Annotated in this window: 16 protein-coding genes, 1 tRNA gene and 1 other RNA gene; 13 read left to right on the top strand and 5 right to left on the bottom strand. The window is 73.7% G+C overall.

Translation table 11 applies throughout. The annotated features are described in order from the left end of the window. Positions 1–18 precede the first annotated feature (18 nt). Together ACFVUY_RS02170 and ACFVUY_RS02175 are read left to right on the top strand one after the other, a co-directional pair. Complete coding sequence (locus ACFVUY_RS02170; protein ID WP_387688866.1) at positions 19–816, top strand: VOC family protein; 798 nt, start codon at positions 19–21, stop codon at positions 814–816. 36 nt (positions 817–852) lie between these two features. After that, on the top strand, positions 853–1,356 hold the full coding sequence (locus ACFVUY_RS02175) for a DinB family protein (RefSeq protein WP_387726762.1): 504 nt from the start codon (positions 853–855) through the stop codon (positions 1,354–1,356). Positions 1,357–1,433: 77 nt separating this feature from the next. Here ACFVUY_RS02175 and ACFVUY_RS02180 read toward each other — a convergent pair whose 3' ends face one another. Beyond that, positions 1,434–2,129 (bottom strand): ArsR/SmtB family transcription factor, encoded by a 696-nt coding sequence (locus ACFVUY_RS02180; protein WP_387726764.1) that lies wholly within the window; start codon positions 2,127–2,129, stop codon positions 1,434–1,436. Between the two features lie 187 nt (positions 2,130–2,316). Here ACFVUY_RS02180 and ACFVUY_RS02185 point away from each other — a divergent pair, with 187 nt between their 5' ends. Both ACFVUY_RS02185 and ACFVUY_RS02190 read left to right on the top strand, forming a co-directional pair. After that, positions 2,317–3,864 (top strand): hypothetical protein, encoded by a 1,548-nt coding sequence (locus ACFVUY_RS02185; protein WP_387726766.1) that lies wholly within the window; start codon positions 2,317–2,319, stop codon positions 3,862–3,864. Further along, entirely contained in the window at positions 3,861–4,634 is a 774-nt protein-coding gene (locus ACFVUY_RS02190; protein ID WP_387726768.1) for an isocitrate lyase/phosphoenolpyruvate mutase family protein, read from the top strand. Before ACFVUY_RS02185 ends, ACFVUY_RS02190 begins: the two co-directional genes overlap by 4 nt. 58 nt (positions 4,635–4,692) lie before the next feature. Here ACFVUY_RS02190 and ACFVUY_RS02195 read toward each other — a convergent pair whose 3' ends face one another. Then, on the bottom strand, positions 4,693–5,457 hold the full coding sequence (locus ACFVUY_RS02195; protein WP_387726770.1) for a TetR/AcrR family transcriptional regulator: 765 nt from the start codon (positions 5,455–5,457) through the stop codon (positions 4,693–4,695). Positions 5,458–5,795: 338 nt separating this feature from the next. Between ACFVUY_RS02195 and ACFVUY_RS02200 the strand changes: the two genes are divergently transcribed. Both ACFVUY_RS02200 and ACFVUY_RS02205 read left to right on the top strand, forming a co-directional pair. After that, on the top strand, positions 5,796–7,310 hold the full coding sequence (locus ACFVUY_RS02200; protein ID WP_387726771.1) for an MFS transporter: 1,515 nt from the start codon (positions 5,796–5,798) through the stop codon (positions 7,308–7,310). A gap of 92 nt (positions 7,311–7,402) precedes the next feature. After that, entirely contained in the window at positions 7,403–8,152 is a 750-nt protein-coding gene (locus ACFVUY_RS02205; protein ID WP_387726773.1) for a helix-turn-helix domain-containing protein, read from the top strand. Positions 8,153–8,159: 7 nt separating this feature from the next. On the opposite strand, the gene ACFVUY_RS02210 is transcribed toward ACFVUY_RS02205, so the two are convergent. Next, positions 8,160–8,561 (bottom strand): VOC family protein, encoded by a 402-nt coding sequence (locus ACFVUY_RS02210; RefSeq protein WP_387726775.1) that lies wholly within the window; start codon positions 8,559–8,561, stop codon positions 8,160–8,162. 182 nt (positions 8,562–8,743) lie between these two features. Here ACFVUY_RS02210 and ACFVUY_RS02215 point away from each other — a divergent pair, with 182 nt between their 5' ends. After that, positions 8,744–9,448 carry a hypothetical protein gene (locus tag ACFVUY_RS02215; RefSeq protein ID WP_387726777.1) on the top strand — a complete coding sequence of 235 codons (705 nt, stop codon included), beginning with the start codon at positions 8,744–8,746 and terminating at the stop codon, positions 9,446–9,448. 66 nt (positions 9,449–9,514) lie between these two features. On the opposite strand, the gene ACFVUY_RS02220 is transcribed toward ACFVUY_RS02215, so the two are convergent. Next, positions 9,515–11,497, bottom strand: a complete 1,983-nt coding sequence (locus ACFVUY_RS02220; RefSeq protein WP_387726779.1) for a protein kinase — start codon at positions 11,495–11,497, stop codon at positions 9,515–9,517. A 325-nt stretch (positions 11,498–11,822) separates the two neighbouring features. Beyond that, a tRNA-Ser gene (locus tag ACFVUY_RS02225) sits at positions 11,823–11,907 on the bottom strand. Positions 11,908–12,017: 110 nt separating this feature from the next. On the opposite strand from ACFVUY_RS02225, the gene ffs reads away from it, so the two are divergent. From ffs to ACFVUY_RS02255, 6 genes are all read left to right on the top strand, one after another. After that, positions 12,018–12,108: signal recognition particle sRNA small type (gene ffs / locus ACFVUY_RS02230), an RNA gene on the top strand. 70 nt (positions 12,109–12,178) lie between these two features. Then, positions 12,179–14,356, top strand: a complete 2,178-nt coding sequence (locus ACFVUY_RS02235) for a DNA polymerase III subunit gamma and tau (RefSeq protein WP_387726781.1) — start codon at positions 12,179–12,181, stop codon at positions 14,354–14,356. Positions 14,357–14,533: 177 nt separating this feature from the next. After that, positions 14,534–14,872 carry a YbaB/EbfC family nucleoid-associated protein gene (locus ACFVUY_RS02240; RefSeq protein WP_359905653.1) on the top strand — a complete coding sequence of 113 codons (339 nt, stop codon included), beginning with the start codon at positions 14,534–14,536 and terminating at the stop codon, positions 14,870–14,872. 269 nt (positions 14,873–15,141) lie between these two features. After that, positions 15,142–15,741 (top strand): recombination mediator RecR, encoded by a 600-nt coding sequence (recR, locus tag ACFVUY_RS02245; protein ID WP_316522617.1) that lies wholly within the window; start codon positions 15,142–15,144, stop codon positions 15,739–15,741. Further along, the gene (locus ACFVUY_RS02250; protein ID WP_387688898.1) at positions 15,734–16,447 is read left to right on the top strand and encodes a DUF5063 domain-containing protein; all 714 of its coding nucleotides are present in this window, start codon (positions 15,734–15,736) and stop codon (positions 16,445–16,447) included. The genes recR and ACFVUY_RS02250 overlap by 8 nt, the downstream gene beginning before the upstream one ends. Before the next feature lie 347 nt (positions 16,448–16,794). Beyond that, positions 16,795–18,075 carry an aspartate kinase gene (locus ACFVUY_RS02255; RefSeq protein ID WP_359905659.1) on the top strand — a complete coding sequence of 427 codons (1,281 nt, stop codon included), beginning with the start codon at positions 16,795–16,797 and terminating at the stop codon, positions 18,073–18,075.

Consider the following 18,075-nt stretch of genomic DNA (forward strand, 5'->3'; position numbering starts at 1 on the left):
ACACACGAGGGCAGAGAGATGGCTGCGCTACCTGAGGGCACACCCTGTTGGGCCGACGCGATGTTCACCGACCTGGAGGGCGCGAAGGCCTTCTACGGCGACGTGTTGGGCTGGACCTTCGGCGAGAGCTCGTCGGAGTTCGGGAACTACACCCAGGCCTACGCGGACGGCAAGGCCGTCGCCGCGATCGTGCCGCCGATGCCGGGCGCGGAGGCCCAGTCCGCCTGGTGCCTCTACCTGGCCTCGCCGGACGCCGGTGCCACCGCGACGCGGATCCGCGCGAACGGCGGCGAGGTGGTCATGGGGCCGATGCAGGTCGGCGACTTCGGCACGATGGTGATCGCCAAGGACCCGGCCGGGGTGGTGTTCGGCGTCTGGCAGGCCGGCCGGCACGAGGGCTTCGAGAAGCAGGGCGAGCCCGGCGCCTACACCTGGGCCGAGGTGGTGACCCGCGAGCCCGCGAAGGCGGACGCCTTCTTCCCGGCGGTCTTCCCGTTCGGCGTGAAGAAGATGGCGGGCGGGGACTTCGACTACCGGATGTTCCAGGTCGACGACCGGCCGGTGCTCGGCCGGATGGGCGCGGAGGGGGACTTCCTGCCGCCCGAGGCGCCCTCGTACATCAGCGTCTACTTCGCGGTGGACGACACCGACGCCGCGATCGGCCGGCTGACGGCCCGCGGCGGCAAGGTGTACTTCGGGCCGATGGACAGCCCGTTCGGCCGGTTCGCGGCGGTCGGCGACCCGCAGGGGGCGGCCTTCGGGTTGATCGACATCGGTCGGCGGGTAGGGGAGCAGCCGGAGACGGTGGACGTCTGATGCGTCCGACGGGACGACGACCGGCAGGGGTGGCCGATGGGTGAGCGCGAGGAACTCGTCGAAACGCTGGACAAGCACCGCGAACTGCTGCGGCGCACCGTACGGGACCTCACCGACGCGCAGGCGGCCGAGCGCACCACGGTCAGCGAGCTGTGCCTCGGCGGCCTGATCAAGCACGTGGCGGCGGTCGAGGCGCGCTGGGCGCGGTTCATGACCGGCGGCGCGGAGGCGATGCGGCGCGGGGACGGGGGCGCCGCCGACCCGGACGCCTGGGCGGCCCAGTTCCGGATGGCGGAGGGCGACACCCTGGCCGGGCTGCTCGCCGAGTACGAGCGGACGGCGCGTGGGACGGACGAGCTGGTCCGGACCCTGCCCGACCTCGACCTCGCCCACGAGCTGCCGCCCGCGCCCTGGTTCCCGCCGGGCACGGCCTGGTCGGCCCGGCGGGTGCTGCTGCACCTCATCGCCGAGACCGCGCAGCACGCCGGGCACGCGGACATCATCCGGGAGGCGCTGGACGGGGCGAAGTCGATGGGCTGAGCGGCGGTCGCCCGGCACTCGATCGGCGCATCGAGTGGCGGTTCGAGCGGCGCATCGGGTGGCGCCGGGGACGGCCGTCAGGGCAGCTCCACGCCGAGGAGTTCGCGCAGCGCCCGGCCGCCGTCCGGAGTGACCCGAAGGGCCCGGCCGGAGCCGATCCGTTCCACCCAGGCGCGGTCCAGGGCGGCCCGGCAGAGTGCCGCGCCGAGCGCCCCGCCCAGGTGGGTGCGGCGTTCCGTCCAGTCCAGGCAACCGCGCACGACCGGGCGTCCGCCCCGGCGGCCCGCGCGCGGCGGCAGCTCGATCGCCTGCGCGGCCAGCCAGTCCCGGCCGTGCCCGGTGACGGCCAGCCCGCCCTCCTCGGTAACCAGGCCGCGGGCGAACAGCGCGTCCGACACGGCCACGCCGAGGCGTCCGGCCAGGTGGTCGTAGCAGGTACGGGCCCGGGCCTCGGCGCTCAGCCGGGTGGCCTCGGTCAGGTTGCGCGGCGCGGTCGCGGTGCCGGTGCCGGACTCGGCGAAGACGGTGAGGTCCTCGATCAGCGTTGCCACCGCGGGCGTGGCCAGCCGGACGTACCGGTGCCGGCCCTGTCGTTCCTCGGCCAGCAGCCCGCCCGCGATCAGCCGGGACAGGTGCTCGCTGGCCGTGGACGGCGCCACGCGCGCGTGGCGGGCCAGCTCACCGGCGGTCCAGGCGCGACCGTCGAGCAGCACCGTGCAGATGGCGGCGCGGGTGGGGTCGGCGAGCAGGGCGGCGAAGGCGGCGAGCGTCATGCCTCCATGGTCGGGGCACAGGGGAGCGTGCGGGCGCCGAGTCGCGTACCGGGGCGGAGCGGCGCACGGAGGACGGGGCGGTCGCGGCGGCGGGGCCGCGTGGGGGAGCGGAGCCGGGGACATGCCCCCAGGGTCGCCCCCGCACGGTTCGGCCGGGGCCGAAACGACCCGGGGCCACGATGACGGCATGAGCGAAACCACGGTGGCCTCCGGCCCCGCGACGATGACCTTCTCCCGCTACGAGGACGTGACGGCGGCGCTGGCCGACCCGGCGCTGGTCCCGCTGCCCGTCGGGCCGTCCGCGCCCGGAGCGCCCGGTGCCGCCCCCGGCACGGTGGCCTGGCTGCGGTCCGCCGTCGCCCGGTTCAGTTCCGGCGAGCCGCACGCCCGGCGCCGGGCGCTGGTGCTGGCGGACCTGGAGCGGCTGGACCCGGACCGGCTGCGGGTGGCCGCGGCCGCCGGCTTCGAGTCCGACGTCCGGCTGCGGGTGGTCCGGGTGCTCGCGGCGGAGCTCGGCCTGGCCAACCCGGAGGCCGTGGCGCGGGATGTCGCGACGGTGTCCCGGGCGTACTTCGCCGATGCGCCGGCCGACCAGGTGGCGGCCGACCCGGCGGCGGACGCGGCGGTGGCCCGGCTGCTGTCCGTGGTGGGGGGCCGGGACGACGCGGCGGGGGACGGGGACGAGGCGGCGGGGGACCGGGACGAGGGGACGGCCGCGAACCGGATCGGCCTGCTCGTCCAGGCCTGCGACGCCACCGCCGCGCTGGTCGAGGGCGCCCGCCGGCACGAGGACGGTCTGGCCGGCGTGCTGCGCGCGGACCCGCCGGTCCGGACGATGCGTCGGCTCGCCGCCCGGGCGACCGAGGTCGGCCGGGTCGCGGTACCGGCCGGGACGCGGGTCCTGCTCGACATCGCGGCGGCCCAGTCCGGGGCGCCGGAGGGCGTCGCGCTCACCTTCGGCGCTCCGCCCCGGAGCTGCCCGGGCCGCTCGCAGGCGCTGGTCATCGCCGAGGGCATCCTGTACGGCGCCTCCGATCCGGCGGACACCGGGGCTCCGGACATGCCGCCCGCGCCGGATCGAGGGAAGGTCGAACTCGCCTCCCTGGTAGCGGAGATGGTCGAGCGCGTGCTTGCCCTGGCGGCCGGCTGGACCGCCTGGGACGGTCGCCCGATCCTCAACGCCGACGGCCGAACCTACACGCCGCACAAGGCTGTTCGCCGTATCGCCGACCATCTCGTCGACCACCTCGCCGAGTTGGAGGCCCGGGTGGCCGGTGAGCCGACCGAGCCCGACCACTGGCACGCCTCCGGGGTCACCACCCCGGCCGATCTGGCCCCGTTCACCACCGCCGACCTGGACGAGGCCCGCAGCCGGCTGACCCGGCTGGCCGGGATCTGGTCCCGGCGGATCACCGCACTGCCGGACGAGTGGTTGGACGACTCGCCGGGGACGGGCTGGAGCTTCCGGCAGATCGTCCGGCACGTCTCCGGGGCCGGGTACTACTACGCGGACTCGGTCGGCGCGCTCGGCAGCCCCGCGGGGGCGACCGACCACCCGGAGGGTGCGACCGGCCACCCGGAGGGTGCGACCGGCCACCCGGAGGGTGCGACCGGCCACCCGGAGGGTGCGACCGACCACTCGGAGGGTGCGACCGACCACTCGGAGGGTGCGACGGACACCCCGGCGAACGCGACCGGAAACCTCACGAACGACCCGACGGAGACGACCCGATGACCCCCTTCGCCGCCCTGCACCACCGCCCCGGCCGTCCGCTGCTGCTCCCCAACGCCTGGGACCACGCCTCGGCCGTCGCCCTCGCCGCCCAGGGGCACCCCGCGATCGGCACCACCAGCCTGGGCGTGGCGGCCGTCGCCGGCCTGCCCGACGGTGCCGCCGCCACCCGCGCGGAGACCGTACGGCTGGCGCACCGGCTCGGGCGGGTCGGCTTCCTGCTCAGTGTCGACGCGGAGTCCGGCTTCAGCGACGATCCGGACGAAGTCGCCGAACTGGCCGTGGAGTTGGCGAAGGCCGGAGCGGTCGGCATCAACCTGGAGGATGGTCGGGCGGACGGTTCGCTGACCCCCGTCGACCGCCATGCCGCCAAGATCGCGGCGGTGAAGGCGGCCGTGCCGGAGCTGTTCGTCAACGCCCGCACCGACACCTACTGGTGCGGGCAGGACGCCCCCGAGGCGGGGGCGCTCCGGCGCCTGGACGCCTACCAGCAGGCGGGCGCGGACGGCGTGTTCGTGCCCGGACTGGCCGATCCAGCGGCCATCGGCCGGCTGGTCGGCACGCTCTCCGTCCCGCTGAACATCCTCTGGACGCCGGCCGGCCCGGGCCTCGCCGAGCTGGCCGCGCTCGGGGTGGCCCGGGTCAGCCTGGGCTCGCTGCTGTACCGCGCGGCACTGGCGGCGGCGGTGGCCACGGCGGCGGCCGTCGCGGCCGGCGAGCCGGTCGGTCCGGTGCCGGGGTACGCGGAAGTGCAGGCCCTCAGCGGGAGTTGAGCATCTCCGGGGAGCGGGTGACGGGCGGCCCTGGGCCGGCGCCCCTGGGCCGGCGCCCTCAGGCCCCGTGGCGGGCGGTGCGGGCCGCCTCGATCCCGTCCAGGATGACGTTGACGCCCCGGGCGAAGCTGCTGTCCCGGCCCGCCTCGACCTCGCCCGGAACCTCGGTGGTGTACAGCCGGTGCAGTCGCGGGAACTCCTTGGTGGCCTCGATGACGGTGGGCAGGAGCCGGTTGATCCACTCCTGCTCGTCGTGGCCGCTGCGGGCCAGCGAGCTCACCCAGGAGGCCTCCACGCAGGCGGTTCCGATGGTGTAGCCCATCACGGCGCTCATCGCGTCGTTCGCGTCGCCCATCTCGAAGCCGGCCGTGTCCAGGACGGCCAGCAGGGACTCGGAGATGCGCATCCAGTTGGGGCCGAGGTAGATCATCCCGACGTCGCCGATCACCGAGACCATCCACGGGTAGCGAATGATGGTCGCGCGCATGCTCTCGGCGCACTCCATGACCTTCGCGCGCCAGACCTTCGGGTCCTCGGAGCCCTCGGCCTCCGGCTGCGGGAGGGTACCGAAGACCTGGTCGACGACCAGGGCGAGCAGTTCCTCCTTGTTGGCGACGTGGGTGTAGAGCGAGGTCGCGCCGGCGTTCAGCCGGGCGGCGAGCTTGCGCATGCTCAGCGCGTCGATGCCGTCGGAGTCCAGCAGCGCGAAGGCCTCGGCGACGATCTGCTCGCGACTGAGGGAGGGCTGCTCCCGCCGTCGTTGGGGGCGGCTCCACGGCAGGGGGATGCCCGGGGTCGTGCCGTCCTCTGATTTGGCCGCCATCGGGCCCTCCTCGCCAGTCGTCGATCGCCGGACCCGGTCCGGTGCGGCGCAGCTTGCCACAGGTCGCTGCGAACAGTGTACGGCCCAGCGAACAGTGTGCGGAGATCGAACGGCGTGCGGCATTGCGAACAGTGTGCGGTGTCCGTACAGTGTTCGGAGCGGCGCACACCGTACCCCTGGGGATGGAGGGCGGTGTGCCCGCGACGACTTCCGCGCGGCTCCGGCCGGCCACGGCCACGGCTCGCGCGCTCATTCCGAAGCCCGAAGCCCGAAGCCCGGGTTCGCAGCGAGAAGCTCGACCCGGGTTCGACGCGAGAAGTTCAAAGGGGGAAAACGCCGTGCAACGTCATCCGCAGCGCTGGCTCATTCTGGTCGTGCTCTGTCTCAGCAGCCTGGTGCTGGTGATCGACAACATGGTGCTCACGGTGTCCATCCCGCCGATCGCGGAGGACCTCAAGGCCGGGGCGCAGGACATCCAGTGGATCATCGACTCGTACATCCTGGTCTTCGCCGGCCTGCTGCTCACCTCGGGCAGCCTCTCCGACCGCTTCGGGCGGCGGAAGGTGATGATCGTCGGACTCGCGCTGTTCGGCGCGGCCTCACTGGTCGCGGCCTACGCCGGCAGCTCCGGTGAGCTGATCGCCGGGCGCGTCCTGATGGGCGTCGGCGGCGCGCTGGTCATGCCGAGCACGCTCTCCATCCTGATCACCGTCTTCGACGACGAGGAACGCCCGAAGGCGATCGCCGCCTGGACCGCCGTGGCCATGATCGGCCTGGTCGGCGGTCCGGTGCTGGGCGGCGCGCTGATCGCGCACTTCTGGTGGGGCGCGGTCTTCCTGCTCAACGTGCCGATCGCGGCGGTCGCCATCATCGCCGCGGTGCTGCTGATGCCGGAGTCCAAGGGACCGTGGCGCCGACCCGACCTGCCGGGCATGGTGCTGTCGATGGTCGGCATGACGGCGCTGGTCTGGTCGATCATCGTGCTGCCCCGGGACGGCTTCACCAGCGTGAGCACCCTCGGCGCGTTCCTGCTCGCGGTGGCCTCGCTGACCGGCTTCGCCGTCCGGCAGGTCCGCACCGACTCGCCGATGGTCCCGCTCAACCTGTTCCGCAACCGGGTCTTCACCGGCGCCAGCTTCTCGCTCGTCCTGCTGACCTTCGCCACCGGCGGGCTGATGCTGGTCCTCACCCAGTACCTCCAGTTCGTGCTGGAGTTCTCGCCCACCGACACCGGCCTCGCCTTCATCCCGCTGGCCATCGCCTCGCTGGTGTTCAACGCGCTCGGCGCGGTGCTCGGCAAGAAGGTCCCGGCGCGGGTGCTCACCTCGATCGGCATGCTGATCATCGCGGGCGGCTTCGGGCTGCTGGCCACCCTCTCGGTCGGCGACGGCTTCACCAAGGTCGCCCTGGCCATGCTGGTGCTCGGCGTCGGCTCCGGCCTCGGCATGCCGGCCGCCGCCAACGCGCTCATGGGCGCCATCCCGAGCGAGCACGCCGGCGTCGGCTCCGCGCTCAACGACACCATCCAGCAGTCCGGCGCTGCGCTCGGCGTGGCCATCCTCGGCACCGTGCTCTCCAGCACCTACACCGGTGCGATGCCCGACGCCGCCCCCACCGCCGCCCGCCACGACATCACCGGCGCGCTCGCGCTGGGCGGCTCCACCGGGGACGGCGGACTGGTCGCGGCCGCCCGGGAGGCGTTCAACACCGCCACCTCCACCACCTTCACGGTGGGCGGCATCGCGGTCGTCGCGGCCGCGGCGCTCACCCTGGTGCTGATGCGCGACGGCCGGAAGACCGCCGACGGGACGGCCGGGACCCCGACGGAGCCCACGGCCGAGCGGGTCGGCTGACCCCCTCCGGGCCGTTGGCCTCGGCCGCCCCGAGCGGCCGGGGCCAACGACGCGCCCGCGCGCTCGCCTCCCGGGACGCGTAGCCTCACCTCATGGACCCGTCCTCCCCGTACCTGGAGCGCGCGTCCCGACTGCCCGGCGCGGTCGTGTGGACGAAGCGGGCCCCCGGCCGTACGGATGTCGGACGTACGGGCGCGGATGCCGGACGTACGGGCGATGCCTCGGCCGGGGCCGTCCTGCCCGACGGCTGCATGGACCTGCTGTGGACGGAAGGCCGGCTGCTGGTCGCCGGACCGGACACCCACGCCTTCCGCCCCGGCCCCGGACTGCGCGGCCCATGGGTCGGCGTGCGCTTGCGCCCCGGTGCCGCCCCCGCCCTGCTCGGCGTCCCCGCCCACGAACTCCGTGACCGCCGCGTCGAGTTGGCCGACCTGCGGCCAGCCGCCGAGGTCCGACACCTCACCGAACGCGTCGACGCGGCCCCCGACCCGGCCGCCGCACTGGAAGCCCTGGCCCTGCGCCTGGCGGCCGAGGCACCGCCCGAGGACCCGCTGATCCGCGCGGTGGCCGCCTCGCTCGCCGCCGGGCGGTCCGTCGCCGCGACGGCCGGGACGGTCGGCCTCGGCGCGCGCCAACTCCACCGCCGCTCCCTGACCGCCTTCGGTTACGGCCCCAAGACCCTCGCCCGGATCCTGCGCATGCAACGCGCCCTGGCCCTCGCCCGCGCCGGCGTCCCACTGGCCGAAACGGCCGCCCGGGCCGGCTACGCGGACCAGGCCCACCTGGCCCGCGACGTACGGGAGTTGACGGGCATGCCGGTCACCGCGCTACTGCTCCCCTAGCCTCTTTCTACAGCGGCGCGAGCAGATCCACCCCGTTGCCGTCCGGATCGTGCACCACCGCGTACCGCTGCCCCCAGAAGGCGTCCCAGGGCTTCAGCTCCCCGTGGTACCCGGCGCCGGTCAACTCCTCGTACACCGCGTCCACCTGCGCGGGACTCGCGCAGCGGAACGCCAGCGCGGTGCGCGTACCGCCGCTCGGCGGCTGCCACCCGGGATGGAACGACCGGATGGTGGCCTCGGCGTCGAGCACCAGCAGCGGCCCGCCCGGCAACGTGCCCTCGACGTGCGGCTCCCCCTCGACCCCTGCCGGAAACTCCACCCCCAACCTCCGGTAGAAGGCGACCGAGGCGGTCATGTCCGAAACGGCCAGCCCGACGAAGGCGAACTGCGGTGCAGATGTGCTGTTCATGCCTGCCACGCTAGACACCCCCCACGCACCCGGTCTTGAACGAATCGGACACCCGGGGCCCGCCCGGTCCGCCCGCCCGGTCCGCCCGCCCGGTCCGCCTGGGCGGGCCCGCCCCGAAGCGGCACCGACACCCCGACGCGCTCGCTCCCCGCGCGGGTCGCGGCGCCGGATCAGAATGGGTCATGCCCACACCGGACTCCTCGGGGCCGCCACCCGAGCACCCATCGCCCGGCACGGCCCCCGCCCGGGCCGGAGAGCGGTGGTGGCCGGTCGTCTCCGCGGTGCTGATCGCCGCCGTGCTGCACGTCCTGCTCCCCGAGACCTATCGGGAGAGCCCCCCGTGGGTGCTGCCGGCGGTCCTGCTCGTCCTGCTCGTCGTGCTGGTCGTCGGTGACCCCGGTCGCATCGACCGCCGGCGGCGGTGGCTGCGCGTGGTCACCGACCTGGTGATCGCGTTCGTGACGCTGGCGAACCTGTTCGCCGCCGGGCGGCTGGTGGCCGACATCCTGACCGGCAACAAGATCTACGCCAACAACGCCACCGGCCTGCTGGCGACCGGCGGCGTGGTCTGGGCGACCAATGTCATCGCGTTCGCGCTCTGGTACTGGGACCTGGACCGGGGCGGGGCGGCCGCGCGGGCGTACCGTCCGTTCGCCGACCCCGCGTTCGTCTTCCCGGAGATGCAGCACTCGCACCACGCACCGCCCGACTGGGTGCCGATCTTCGCGGACTACCTCTCGCTGTCCTTCTGGACGGCCACGGCCTTCAGCCCGACCGACGTCTCCGCGATCCGGAGGTGGGCCAAGACGCTGATGATGGCCCAGGCCGCCGTCTCACTGATGGTCGGAGCCCTGGTGATCGCCCGCGCGATCAACATCCTCCAGTAGCCCGCGCAGACCCGCGGCCGGTATCCGGGCGGGCCGCCCGGATACCGGCCGCGGCCGCCGTCGGCCTCAGCCCTTCTTCCGCAGCACCATGAACTGGTCCGGCTTGATCAGGTCCATGCTGTACCGGAGGGTGTTGTCCGGCAGCATCGTGATCGCGGGATAGACCACCCCGTGGTCCTCGTCGGCGAGGCACTTCGTACCGGGGGAGGAGCCGGTCACCCGGTGCGCGTAGGTGATCCGGTTCTCGCTGGCCTGGGAGAGCGTCCACGCGCCCTCGCACCAGGTGCCGGACTGCGGCCTCTCGGTGCGGATCCTGCTCTTCTCCTCGCTCTCCGCCGACTGGACGACGGTGAGGACGACGGTGGTGACCTCCCCGCCGGCGGCCGTGCGTTCGCCGACCCACGTCCCGAGGAACTTCGCGGGGACGACGCCCGGCCCCGAGTCCGAGGGGGGTGCGCCGGGCGAGGGGCTGTCGTCGGCCGGAGCGGAGGCAGCGCCGGTCGGTTCCGGGCCCTTCGGATCCGGGCTCTTCGGATCCGGGCTCTTCGAAACCGGGGCGGTGGGTGCCGCCCCACCCCCGGTCGGGGCGGTCCGCCCGGCGTTCGATGTGCCGGTGTCCCCGTCGGCCTTCCGTAGTTGTTCGACCATCAGGTACCCGCCGCCCAGCAGCAGTGCGCCGACCAGCACGGCCGTCAGCGCGCCGTACCTCCGTCGGCCGCGTGGCCGCGCCGGGTGCGGCCCGTAGCCCGGCACTGCCGTCGGCGCCGTGAGCGGTGCCGGTGGCACCGGGACCGGGGCCGGGGCCGGGGCCGGCGTCCAGGGCTCGACGGGCGGGACGAGCCCTACGGGCGGTGGGCCGAAACCCGGCGGGGCCGGCATCCCGGCCCCGGCTGCACCAGCCGTACCGGGAACCCCAGCTGTACCGGGAACCGCAGCCGTACCGGGAACCGCGTACGCACCGCCGCCCGGTACGGCCTTCGCGGCCTCGCCCGTTTGCGCCCTCGCCACCTCGGCGACCACCGAGCGCCCGGTGGCATCCGGGGCCGCGACCACCGGCTCCGCACCGGGGGCGGCGGTCCTCTCCTCCGGGGCCCTCTCCTCCGCGGCCCTCCCCTCCGGGGCCGTCCCTTCCCGGGCCTCCCGCTCCCCCTCCAGGTCCAGCAGCTGCACGGCGCTGCGCCCGACCGCCGCCGCCAGGGCCGGCGGCAGCCAGTGGCCCTGCCCCAGCCGCGCGGCGGCCGCGCCGTCGCCGTCCAGCCGTTCCCGGAGCCGTTCGGGCGTCGGGCGGCCGGACGGGTCCTTGGACAGGCAGTCACGGACGATCGAGTGCAGCGGGCCGGGCAGTCCGGAGAGGTCGGGTTCCTCGTGCAGCACCCGGTAGAGCAGGACGGGCGCGCTCACCCCGGAGCCGAACGGCAGCCTGCCGGTCGTCGCGTACGCGAGTACCGCGCCGAGCGAGAAGATGTCGCCGGCCGGCCCGGCGGGCAGCGCGTTGACCTGCTCCGGCGACATGAAGCCCGGCGAGCCGAACACCTGGCCGGACTGGGTGAGCACGGTGGTGGCGTCCAGCGCGCGGGCGATGCCGAAGTCGATCAGCCGGGGGCCGTCCAGGCTGAGCAGCACGTTCGACGGCTTGACGTCCCGGTGCACCAGGCCGAGGCGGTGCACATGGGTGAGCGCCTCGGCGAGACCGACTCCGAGGGTTCGCACGGCCGGCTCGGGCAGCGGCCCGAACTCCCGTACGGCGGCGTTGAGCGCGGGGCCGGCGACGTAGCCGGTGGCCACCCAGGGGCGGTCGCCCTCGGTGTCCGCGTCCAGGACGGGTGCCGTCCACGTGCCGCCGACCCGTCGGGCGGCCGCCACCTCCTGGCGGAACCGGGCCCGGAACTCGGGGTCCCCGGCGAGGTCGTGACGGACCACTTTGACGGCGACGGTCCGCCCGCCCGACGTCCGGCCGAGGTAGACCCGGCCCATCCCGCCCGCCCCGAGCTGCCGCAGCAGCCGGTACTCGCCCACCCGCCGCGGATCGTCCGCTGCCAGCGGCTGCATGCCCACGCTCCCCTCGACGCCGGGCGCGGCCGTCCCCACCCCTCGCGTCCGGAGCAGACGCTATCGGTCCGGGAGCACCCGTGGGACGGGATCACGGTCACGGAATCATCATCAGACGATCACACCGCCCCTGGCTCTCACGGCCCACGGCCCCGCGACAGCCCGCCTCCCCATCGCGCCCACCCGTCGCCCCTCTCGGGACCGAGCGCCGGCCAACCGCTGGCCTCCGCCAGGCGGGTGCGGGAGGCGCGTCCGTCCTCAACCGGAACGGCAACCGCGAGACGACGAAGGCCCGGACCGCTGTGCGGTCCGGGCCTTCTGCCGGCGGAGGATACGAGATTCGAACTCGTGAGGGGTTGCCCCCAACACGCTTTCCAAGCGTGCGCCCTAGGCCTCTAGGCGAATCCTCCGTGGGAGAGCTTAGTACATGTTTCGGGGTGGTCGCGACCACCTGTCCCGCAGGCGGAGGGATGGGGTGGCCTGTGGATCGTCGGGGCCGGGATCCGGTACTGTGGGGGTCAGCCCCTCGTGTGGCGTCATCTCTCTGAACCCCCCCAGGGCCGGAAGGCAGCAAGGGTAGGAGGGCTCTGGCGGGTGCACGGGGGGTCTTTGCGTTCCCGGGGCCGGGGTGAGGGGTGAGGGGCGACGCGTTTGTCGGTCCGTCCCGATATCGTCGGGGGTGTGTCCCTAGCCCTGTACCGCCGCTACCGCCCCGAGACCTTCGCGGAGGTCATCGGGCAGGAGCACGTGACCGCTCCGCTCCAGCAGGCCCTGCGCAACAACAGGGTCAACCACGCGTACCTGTTCAGCGGGCCGCGTGGCTGTGGAAAGACGACGAGCGCGCGCATCCTGGCCCGTTGCCTCAACTGTGAACAGGGGCCGACGCCGACGCCCTGCGGGGAGTGCCAGTCCTGCCGGGACCTGGCGACCGGCGGGCCCGGGTCGATCGACGTGATCGAGATCGACGCCGCCTCGCACGGTGGTGTGGACGACGCGCGCGAGCTGCGCGAGCGGGCGTTCTTCGCGCCGGTGCACAGCCGGTACAAGATTTTCATCCTGGACGAGGCGCACATGGTGACCTCGGCCGGCTTCAACGCGCTGCTCAAGGTCGTCGAGGAGCCGCCGGAGCACCTCAAGTTCATCTTCGCGACCACCGAGCCGGAGAAGGTGATCGGGACGATCCGGTCCCGGACGCACCACTACCCGTTCCGGCTGGTCCCGCCCGGCACGCTGCGCGACTACCTGGCGGAGGTGTGCGGCCGGGAGGGGATTCAGGTCGAGGACACCGTGTTCCCCCTGGTGGTGCGGGCGGGTGCCGGGTCGGTGCGTGACTCGATGTCGGTGATGGACCAGCTGCTGGCCGGGGCCGCCGAGGGCGGCGTCACGTACCAGATGGCCACGTCGCTGCTCGGCTACACCGACTCGGCGCTGCTGGACGAGGTGGTGGACGCCTTCGCCGCGCACGACGGGGCGACGGTGTTCCAGGTGGTCGACCGGGTGGTCGAGGGCGGGCACGACCCGCGCCGCTTCGTCACCGACCTGCTGGAGCGGCTGCGCGACCTGGTGATCCTGGCCACCGTGCCGGACGCCGGGGAGAAGGGGCTGATCGACGCCCCGGCCGACCGGGTCGCGGTGATGCAGGCGCAGGCGGACGCGTTCGGCGCGGCCGAGCTGAGCCGGGCCGCCGACATCGTCAACACCGGGCTGACCGAGATGCGCGGCAACGCGGCGCCCCGGCTGCAGCTGGAGCTGATCTGCGCCCGGGTGATGCTGCCGGGCGCCTACAGCGACGAGCTGTCGCTGCAGGCACGGCTGGACAAGCTGGAGCGGCGGGCGGCGGCGGGCGGGTTCGCCGCGCCGATGGCGGCCCCGGTGGGCATGCCGATGGCGGCCCCGGCGGCGGTTGCCCCGGCGGCGGCTGCGCCGGTGGGCGAGGTGCCGGTGGCGCCCGTCCCGGCCGCGCCCCCCGTGCAGGCCGCTCCCGTCCCGGCCGCGCCGCCCGTGCAGGCCGCGCCGCCCGCCGCCCCTGCCGGGTCGGCGCCGGGTGCCTGGCCGATCCCGCGCAGCTTCCCGCCCGCCGGTGGTGCCCCCGCCGCGGCTCCGGCGACGCCCCCCGTGGCGCAGCCGCAGGCGGCCCCGGCCCAGGCGGTTCCTGCTTCCGTGCCCGCTCCGGCCCCTGCGCCGGCCGCCGCCCCGGCGGCGGCCCCCGGCGGGCAGCCGTCGGCGTCCGCGCAGCAGGGCGCCGCGCAGGTGCGGCAGCTGTGGCCGCAGATCCTGGAGGCGGTGAAGAACCGCCGCCGCTTCACCTGGATCCTGCTCAGCCAGAACGGCCAGGTGGCCGGGTTCGACGGCAGCGTGCTCCAGGTGTCCTTCATCAACGCCGGTGCCCGGGACAGCTTCGTCGGCAGCAACAGCGACGACGTGCTGCGCGCCGCGCTGGCCGAGGCGCTGGGCGTGGACTGGCGGATCGAGTGCATCGTCGACCCGTCCGGCGGTGCCGGCGGCCCGGGTGGCGGGGCGCCGAGCGGCGGTGCCCAGGGCGGCGGGGGCTGGGGCGCCCCGGCGCGCCCGGTGGCGGCCGCGCCGTCGATGCCCGCGCCCGCGCCGGCGCCCGTGCAGGCTCCGCCGGTCCAGGCCGCGCCGGCGCCCGTCCAGGCGCCGCCCGTGCAGCCCGCACCGGTGCAGGCCCCGCCGGTCCAGGCCGCGCAGGCCCGTCCGGTGCGGTCGGTGGCCCCGGAGGACGACATCCCGGAGGCGGACGATCCGGACCTGAAGGAGGACGTGTTCTCCGGGCAGGAGCTGATCATCCGCGAACTGGGCGCGACGGTGCTGGAGGAGATCCACCACCAAGGCTCCTGAGCCGGGCCCGGGGCCCCGCCCGCGTGCAACGGCACCGGTCCGGGCCCGAGCCCCGGGGCCGTCCCCGAGTCGACCCTGAGCCGCCCCGGAGCCGGGCCCCGGAGCGGTGGGCAGCACGTAGGCTCGGCGGTGACGAACGAAGCACCGCATGACAGCCGTGACAGCAAGGAGACAGCCGTGTTCCCCGGTGGTGGCCAGCCCAACATGCAGCAGCTGCTGAAGCAGGCGCAGAAGATGCAGCAGGATTTCGCCAAGGCCCAGCAGGAGCTGGCCGAGACGAAGGTGAACGGTTCGGCGGGCGGCGGCCTGGTCGAGGCGACGGTGACCGGCGCCGGTGAGCTGGTGGCGCTGACCATCGCCCCGGCGGCCGTGGACCCGGAGGACACCGAGACGCTGGCCGACCTGATCCTGGCGGCCGTCCGGGACGCCAACCAGACCGCGCAGAAGATGCAGGCCGAGCGCATGGGCCCGCTGACCCAGGGCCTGGGCGGCGGCATCCCCGGTCTGCCGTTCTAGCGTCGGCCGTTCTAACGTCGGCTCTACGTTCCAGAAGGTCTGAAGTTCAGACGACGGACCTATGTGATTTATGTGGGAGTCGGGCGTCGGGCGCTGTGTCCGACGCCCGATTCGTTGGATGATGGCACCGGAGCACCACCGGCCGTCCGGTACCACCGGTCGTCCGCCACCCGGCCGCCAGGCCACCACGGACCAGCAGGCCACCACCGGCCGTCACCGGCCACCACCGGGCATACGGCACCATCGACCATCCGAGGGAAGGCGCGACGTTGTACGAGGGCGTGGTTCAGGACCTGATCGACGAACTGGGCAGGCTGCCCGGCGTCGGGCCCAAGAGCGCCCAGCGGATCGCCTTCCACGTGTTGCAGGCCGACCCGACCGACGTGCGCCGGCTGGCCCACGCGCTGCTGGAGGTCAAGGACAAGGTCCGCTTCTGCGCGGTCTGCGGCAACGTCGCGGAGGCCGAGCAGTGCCGGGTCTGCCTGGACCCGCGCCGCGACCTCGCCGTCATCTGCGTGGTCGAGGAGTCCAAGGACGTCGTCGCCATCGAGCGCACCCGCGAGTTCCGCGGCCGCTACCACGTGCTGGGCGGCGCGATCAGCCCCATCGAGGGCGTCGGCCCGGACGACCTGCGCATCCGCGAACTGCTGTCGCGCCTCGCGGACGGCACGGTCACCGAGCTGATCCTGGCCACCGACCCCAACCTGGAGGGGGAGGCGACCGCCACCTACCTGGCCCGGCTCTGCAAGCCGATGGGCCTGAAGGTGACCCGTCTGGCGAGCGGCCTGCCCGTCGGCGGGGATCTGGAGTACGCGGACGAGGTCACCCTCGGTCGCGCCTTCGAAGGGAGACGACTGCTCGATGTCTGACCGGACGATCAACCAGCAGCCCCACACCCCCCACCAGCAGTCCCACGGGGAACCGGGGGCGCACGCCCCGCACATCCACGGTCACGGTTCGGAGCCGGACGACTTCGCCGTGCAGATCGCCGACTCGGTGGAGAGCTTCGTGCTCGCCGTCACCGAGGTCGCCAAGGGCGACGAGCCCGGCAGCGCGGTCTCGCTGCTGCTCCTGGAGGTCTCGCAGCTGCTGCTGACCGGCGGCCGGCTGGGTGCGATCGAGGACGTCGTCCCGGAGGACCGCTTCGAGCCCGACGCCGGTCCCGAGCCGGACGGCGAGCAGCTGCGCGAGCGCCTCGCCGAGCTGCTCGCGCCGATCGACGTCTACCACGAGGTCTTCGACCCGTACGGCCCGCCGGAGAAGCCCAATGCCTTCCGGATCTCGGACGACCTGGCCGGCGTGGTCAGCGAGCTCCAGCACGGGCTGACCCACTACCGCGAGGGCCGGATCAGCGAGGCGCTGTGGTGGTGGCAGTTCTCGTACCTCTCCAACTGGGGCACGACCTGCACGGCGGTGCTGCGGGCCCTGCAGTCGCTGATCGCCCACGTCCGGCTGGACAGCCCGCTCGGCGCGGTGCCGGACGGCGCGGACACCGACGACGACGGGCTCACCGACGAGCAGCTCGAACAGCAGGCGGGCGACCTGATGGCGGCCGAGCTCGGCCTCGGGCGGTAGGCGGCAGCCGGTGGTCGGTCGGCGGCAGCCGGTAGGCGGTAGGCGGTATTCCGCGACGGCCCTCCCGGATTGTGATGAATGCCTCAGTGGCCCGGCCGGAAAAGAAATCCGGCCGGATCGCCGTCCCCCGATCCGCCGATTCTTCGGAGCCGTACCGAATCGCCCGCAGACCTGACGGCGGAGCCACCCGCACGGCCGCTCACGTGCTGAAACTACCGTCTCACCATATGGAAAGCGCCGGTCGGAGCACCCCTGCTCGGTAGACTGACGACGACCGCACCCCCCTCTCCCCAGGGGGGTACGGGGGCCCGGAGCCCCCGGAAAAGACTTCGAGTCGAGGAGCGCACGTGGGCCTTGTCGTGCAGAAGTACGGCGGCTCATCCGTTGCGGATGCCGAAGGCATCAAGCGCGTGGCCCGCCGGATCGTTGACACCAAGAAGGCCGGCCATGAGGTCGTCGTCGTGGTGTCCGCGATGGGCGACACGACGGACGAGCTCATCGAACTCGCGGAGCAGGTGTCACCGCTGCCTGCCGGCCGTGAGTTCGACATGCTGCTGACCGCTGGAGAGCGCATCTCCATGGCGCTGCTGGCCATGGCGATCAAATCCCTGGGGCACGAGGCACAGTCCTTCACGGGCAGCCAGGCCGGTGTCATCACCGACTCCGTCCACAACAAGGCGCGCATCATCGACGTGACGCCCGGCCGCATCCGCACCGCCCTGGACGAGGGCAACATCGCGATCGTGGCCGGTTTCCAGGGCGTCTCCCAGACCAGCAAGGACATCACCACGCTGGGCCGGGGCGGCTCGGACACCACCGCCGTGGCGCTCGCCGCCGCGCTCAGCGCCGAGGTCTGCGAGATCTACACCGACGTGGACGGCGTGTTCACCGCCGACCCGCGCGTGGTGAAGAAGGCCCGCAAGATCGACTGGATCGCCTACGAGGACATGCTGGAGCTGGCCTCGTCGGGTTCCAAGGTGCTGCTCGATCGGTGTGTCGAGTACGCCCGTCGCTACAACATCCCGATTCACGTACGCTCGTCCTTCTCGGGTCTTCCCGGGACGATCGTCAGCAACGACAACCCGAACAAGCCCGAAGGGGGCGAGATGGAGCAGGCCATCATCTCCGGAGTCGCCCACGACACCTCCGAGGCCAAGGTCACCGTCGTCGGCGTGCCCGACAAGCCGGGCGAGGCGGCGCGCATCTTCCGCGCCATCGCCGACGCCGAGGTCAACATCGACATGGTGGTGCAGAACGTCTCCGCCGCGTCGACCGGCCTGACCGACATCTCCTTCACCCTGCCCAAGACCGAGGGCCAGAAGGCCATCGACGCGCTGGGCCGGGTCAAGGCGGGCATCGGCTACGAGTCCCTGCGCTACGACGACGCGATCGGCAAGATCTCGCTGGTCGGCGCCGGTATGCGCTCCAACCCGGGCGTCACGGCGACCTTCTTCGAGGCGCTGTCCGCCGCGGGCGTCAACATCGAGCTGATCTCCACCTCGGAGATCCGCATCTCGGTGGTCACCCGTGCCGACGACGTGCCGGAGGCCGTCCGCGCCGTCCACAGCGCCTTCGGCCTGGACAGCGAGAGCGACGAGGCCGTCGTCTACGGCGGCACCGGGCGATGA

Origin of the sequence: Kitasatospora sp. NPDC058063 (genome assembly GCF_042885395.1) — a bacterium.
Classification (GTDB): Bacteria; Actinomycetota; Actinomycetes; order Streptomycetales; family Streptomycetaceae; genus Kitasatospora; species Kitasatospora lactacystinica.

What these genes read in the sequence shown, in the direction of transcription:
- ACFVUY_RS02210 (WP_387726775.1), bottom strand. Translation starts at nt 8,561, where the DNA reads ATGAACAGCACATCTGCACCGCAGTTCGCCTTCGTCGGGCTGGCCGTT.
- ACFVUY_RS02205 (WP_387726773.1), top strand. Translation starts at nt 7,403, where the DNA reads ATGGACCCGTCCTCCCCGTACCTGGAGCGCGCGTCCCGACTGCCCGGC.
- ACFVUY_RS02185 (WP_387726766.1), top strand. Translation starts at nt 2,317, where the DNA reads ATGAGCGAAACCACGGTGGCCTCCGGCCCCGCGACGATGACCTTCTCC.
- ACFVUY_RS02180 (WP_387726764.1), bottom strand. Translation starts at nt 2,129, where the DNA reads ATGACGCTCGCCGCCTTCGCCGCCCTGCTCGCCGACCCCACCCGCGCC.
- ACFVUY_RS02220 (WP_387726779.1), bottom strand. Translation starts at nt 11,497, where the DNA reads ATGCAGCCGCTGGCAGCGGACGATCCGCGGCGGGTGGGCGAGTACCGG.
- ACFVUY_RS02195 (WP_387726770.1), bottom strand. Translation starts at nt 5,457, where the DNA reads ATGGCGGCCAAATCAGAGGACGGCACGACCCCGGGCATCCCCCTGCCG.
- ACFVUY_RS02215 (WP_387726777.1), top strand. Translation starts at nt 8,744, where the DNA reads ATGCCCACACCGGACTCCTCGGGGCCGCCACCCGAGCACCCATCGCCC.
- ACFVUY_RS02190 (WP_387726768.1), top strand. Translation starts at nt 3,861, where the DNA reads ATGACCCCCTTCGCCGCCCTGCACCACCGCCCCGGCCGTCCGCTGCTG.
- ACFVUY_RS02250 (WP_387688898.1), top strand. Translation starts at nt 15,734, where the DNA reads ATGTCTGACCGGACGATCAACCAGCAGCCCCACACCCCCCACCAGCAG.
- ACFVUY_RS02170 (WP_387688866.1), top strand. Translation starts at nt 19, where the DNA reads ATGGCTGCGCTACCTGAGGGCACACCCTGTTGGGCCGACGCGATGTTC.
- ACFVUY_RS02175 (WP_387726762.1), top strand. Translation starts at nt 853, where the DNA reads ATGGGTGAGCGCGAGGAACTCGTCGAAACGCTGGACAAGCACCGCGAA.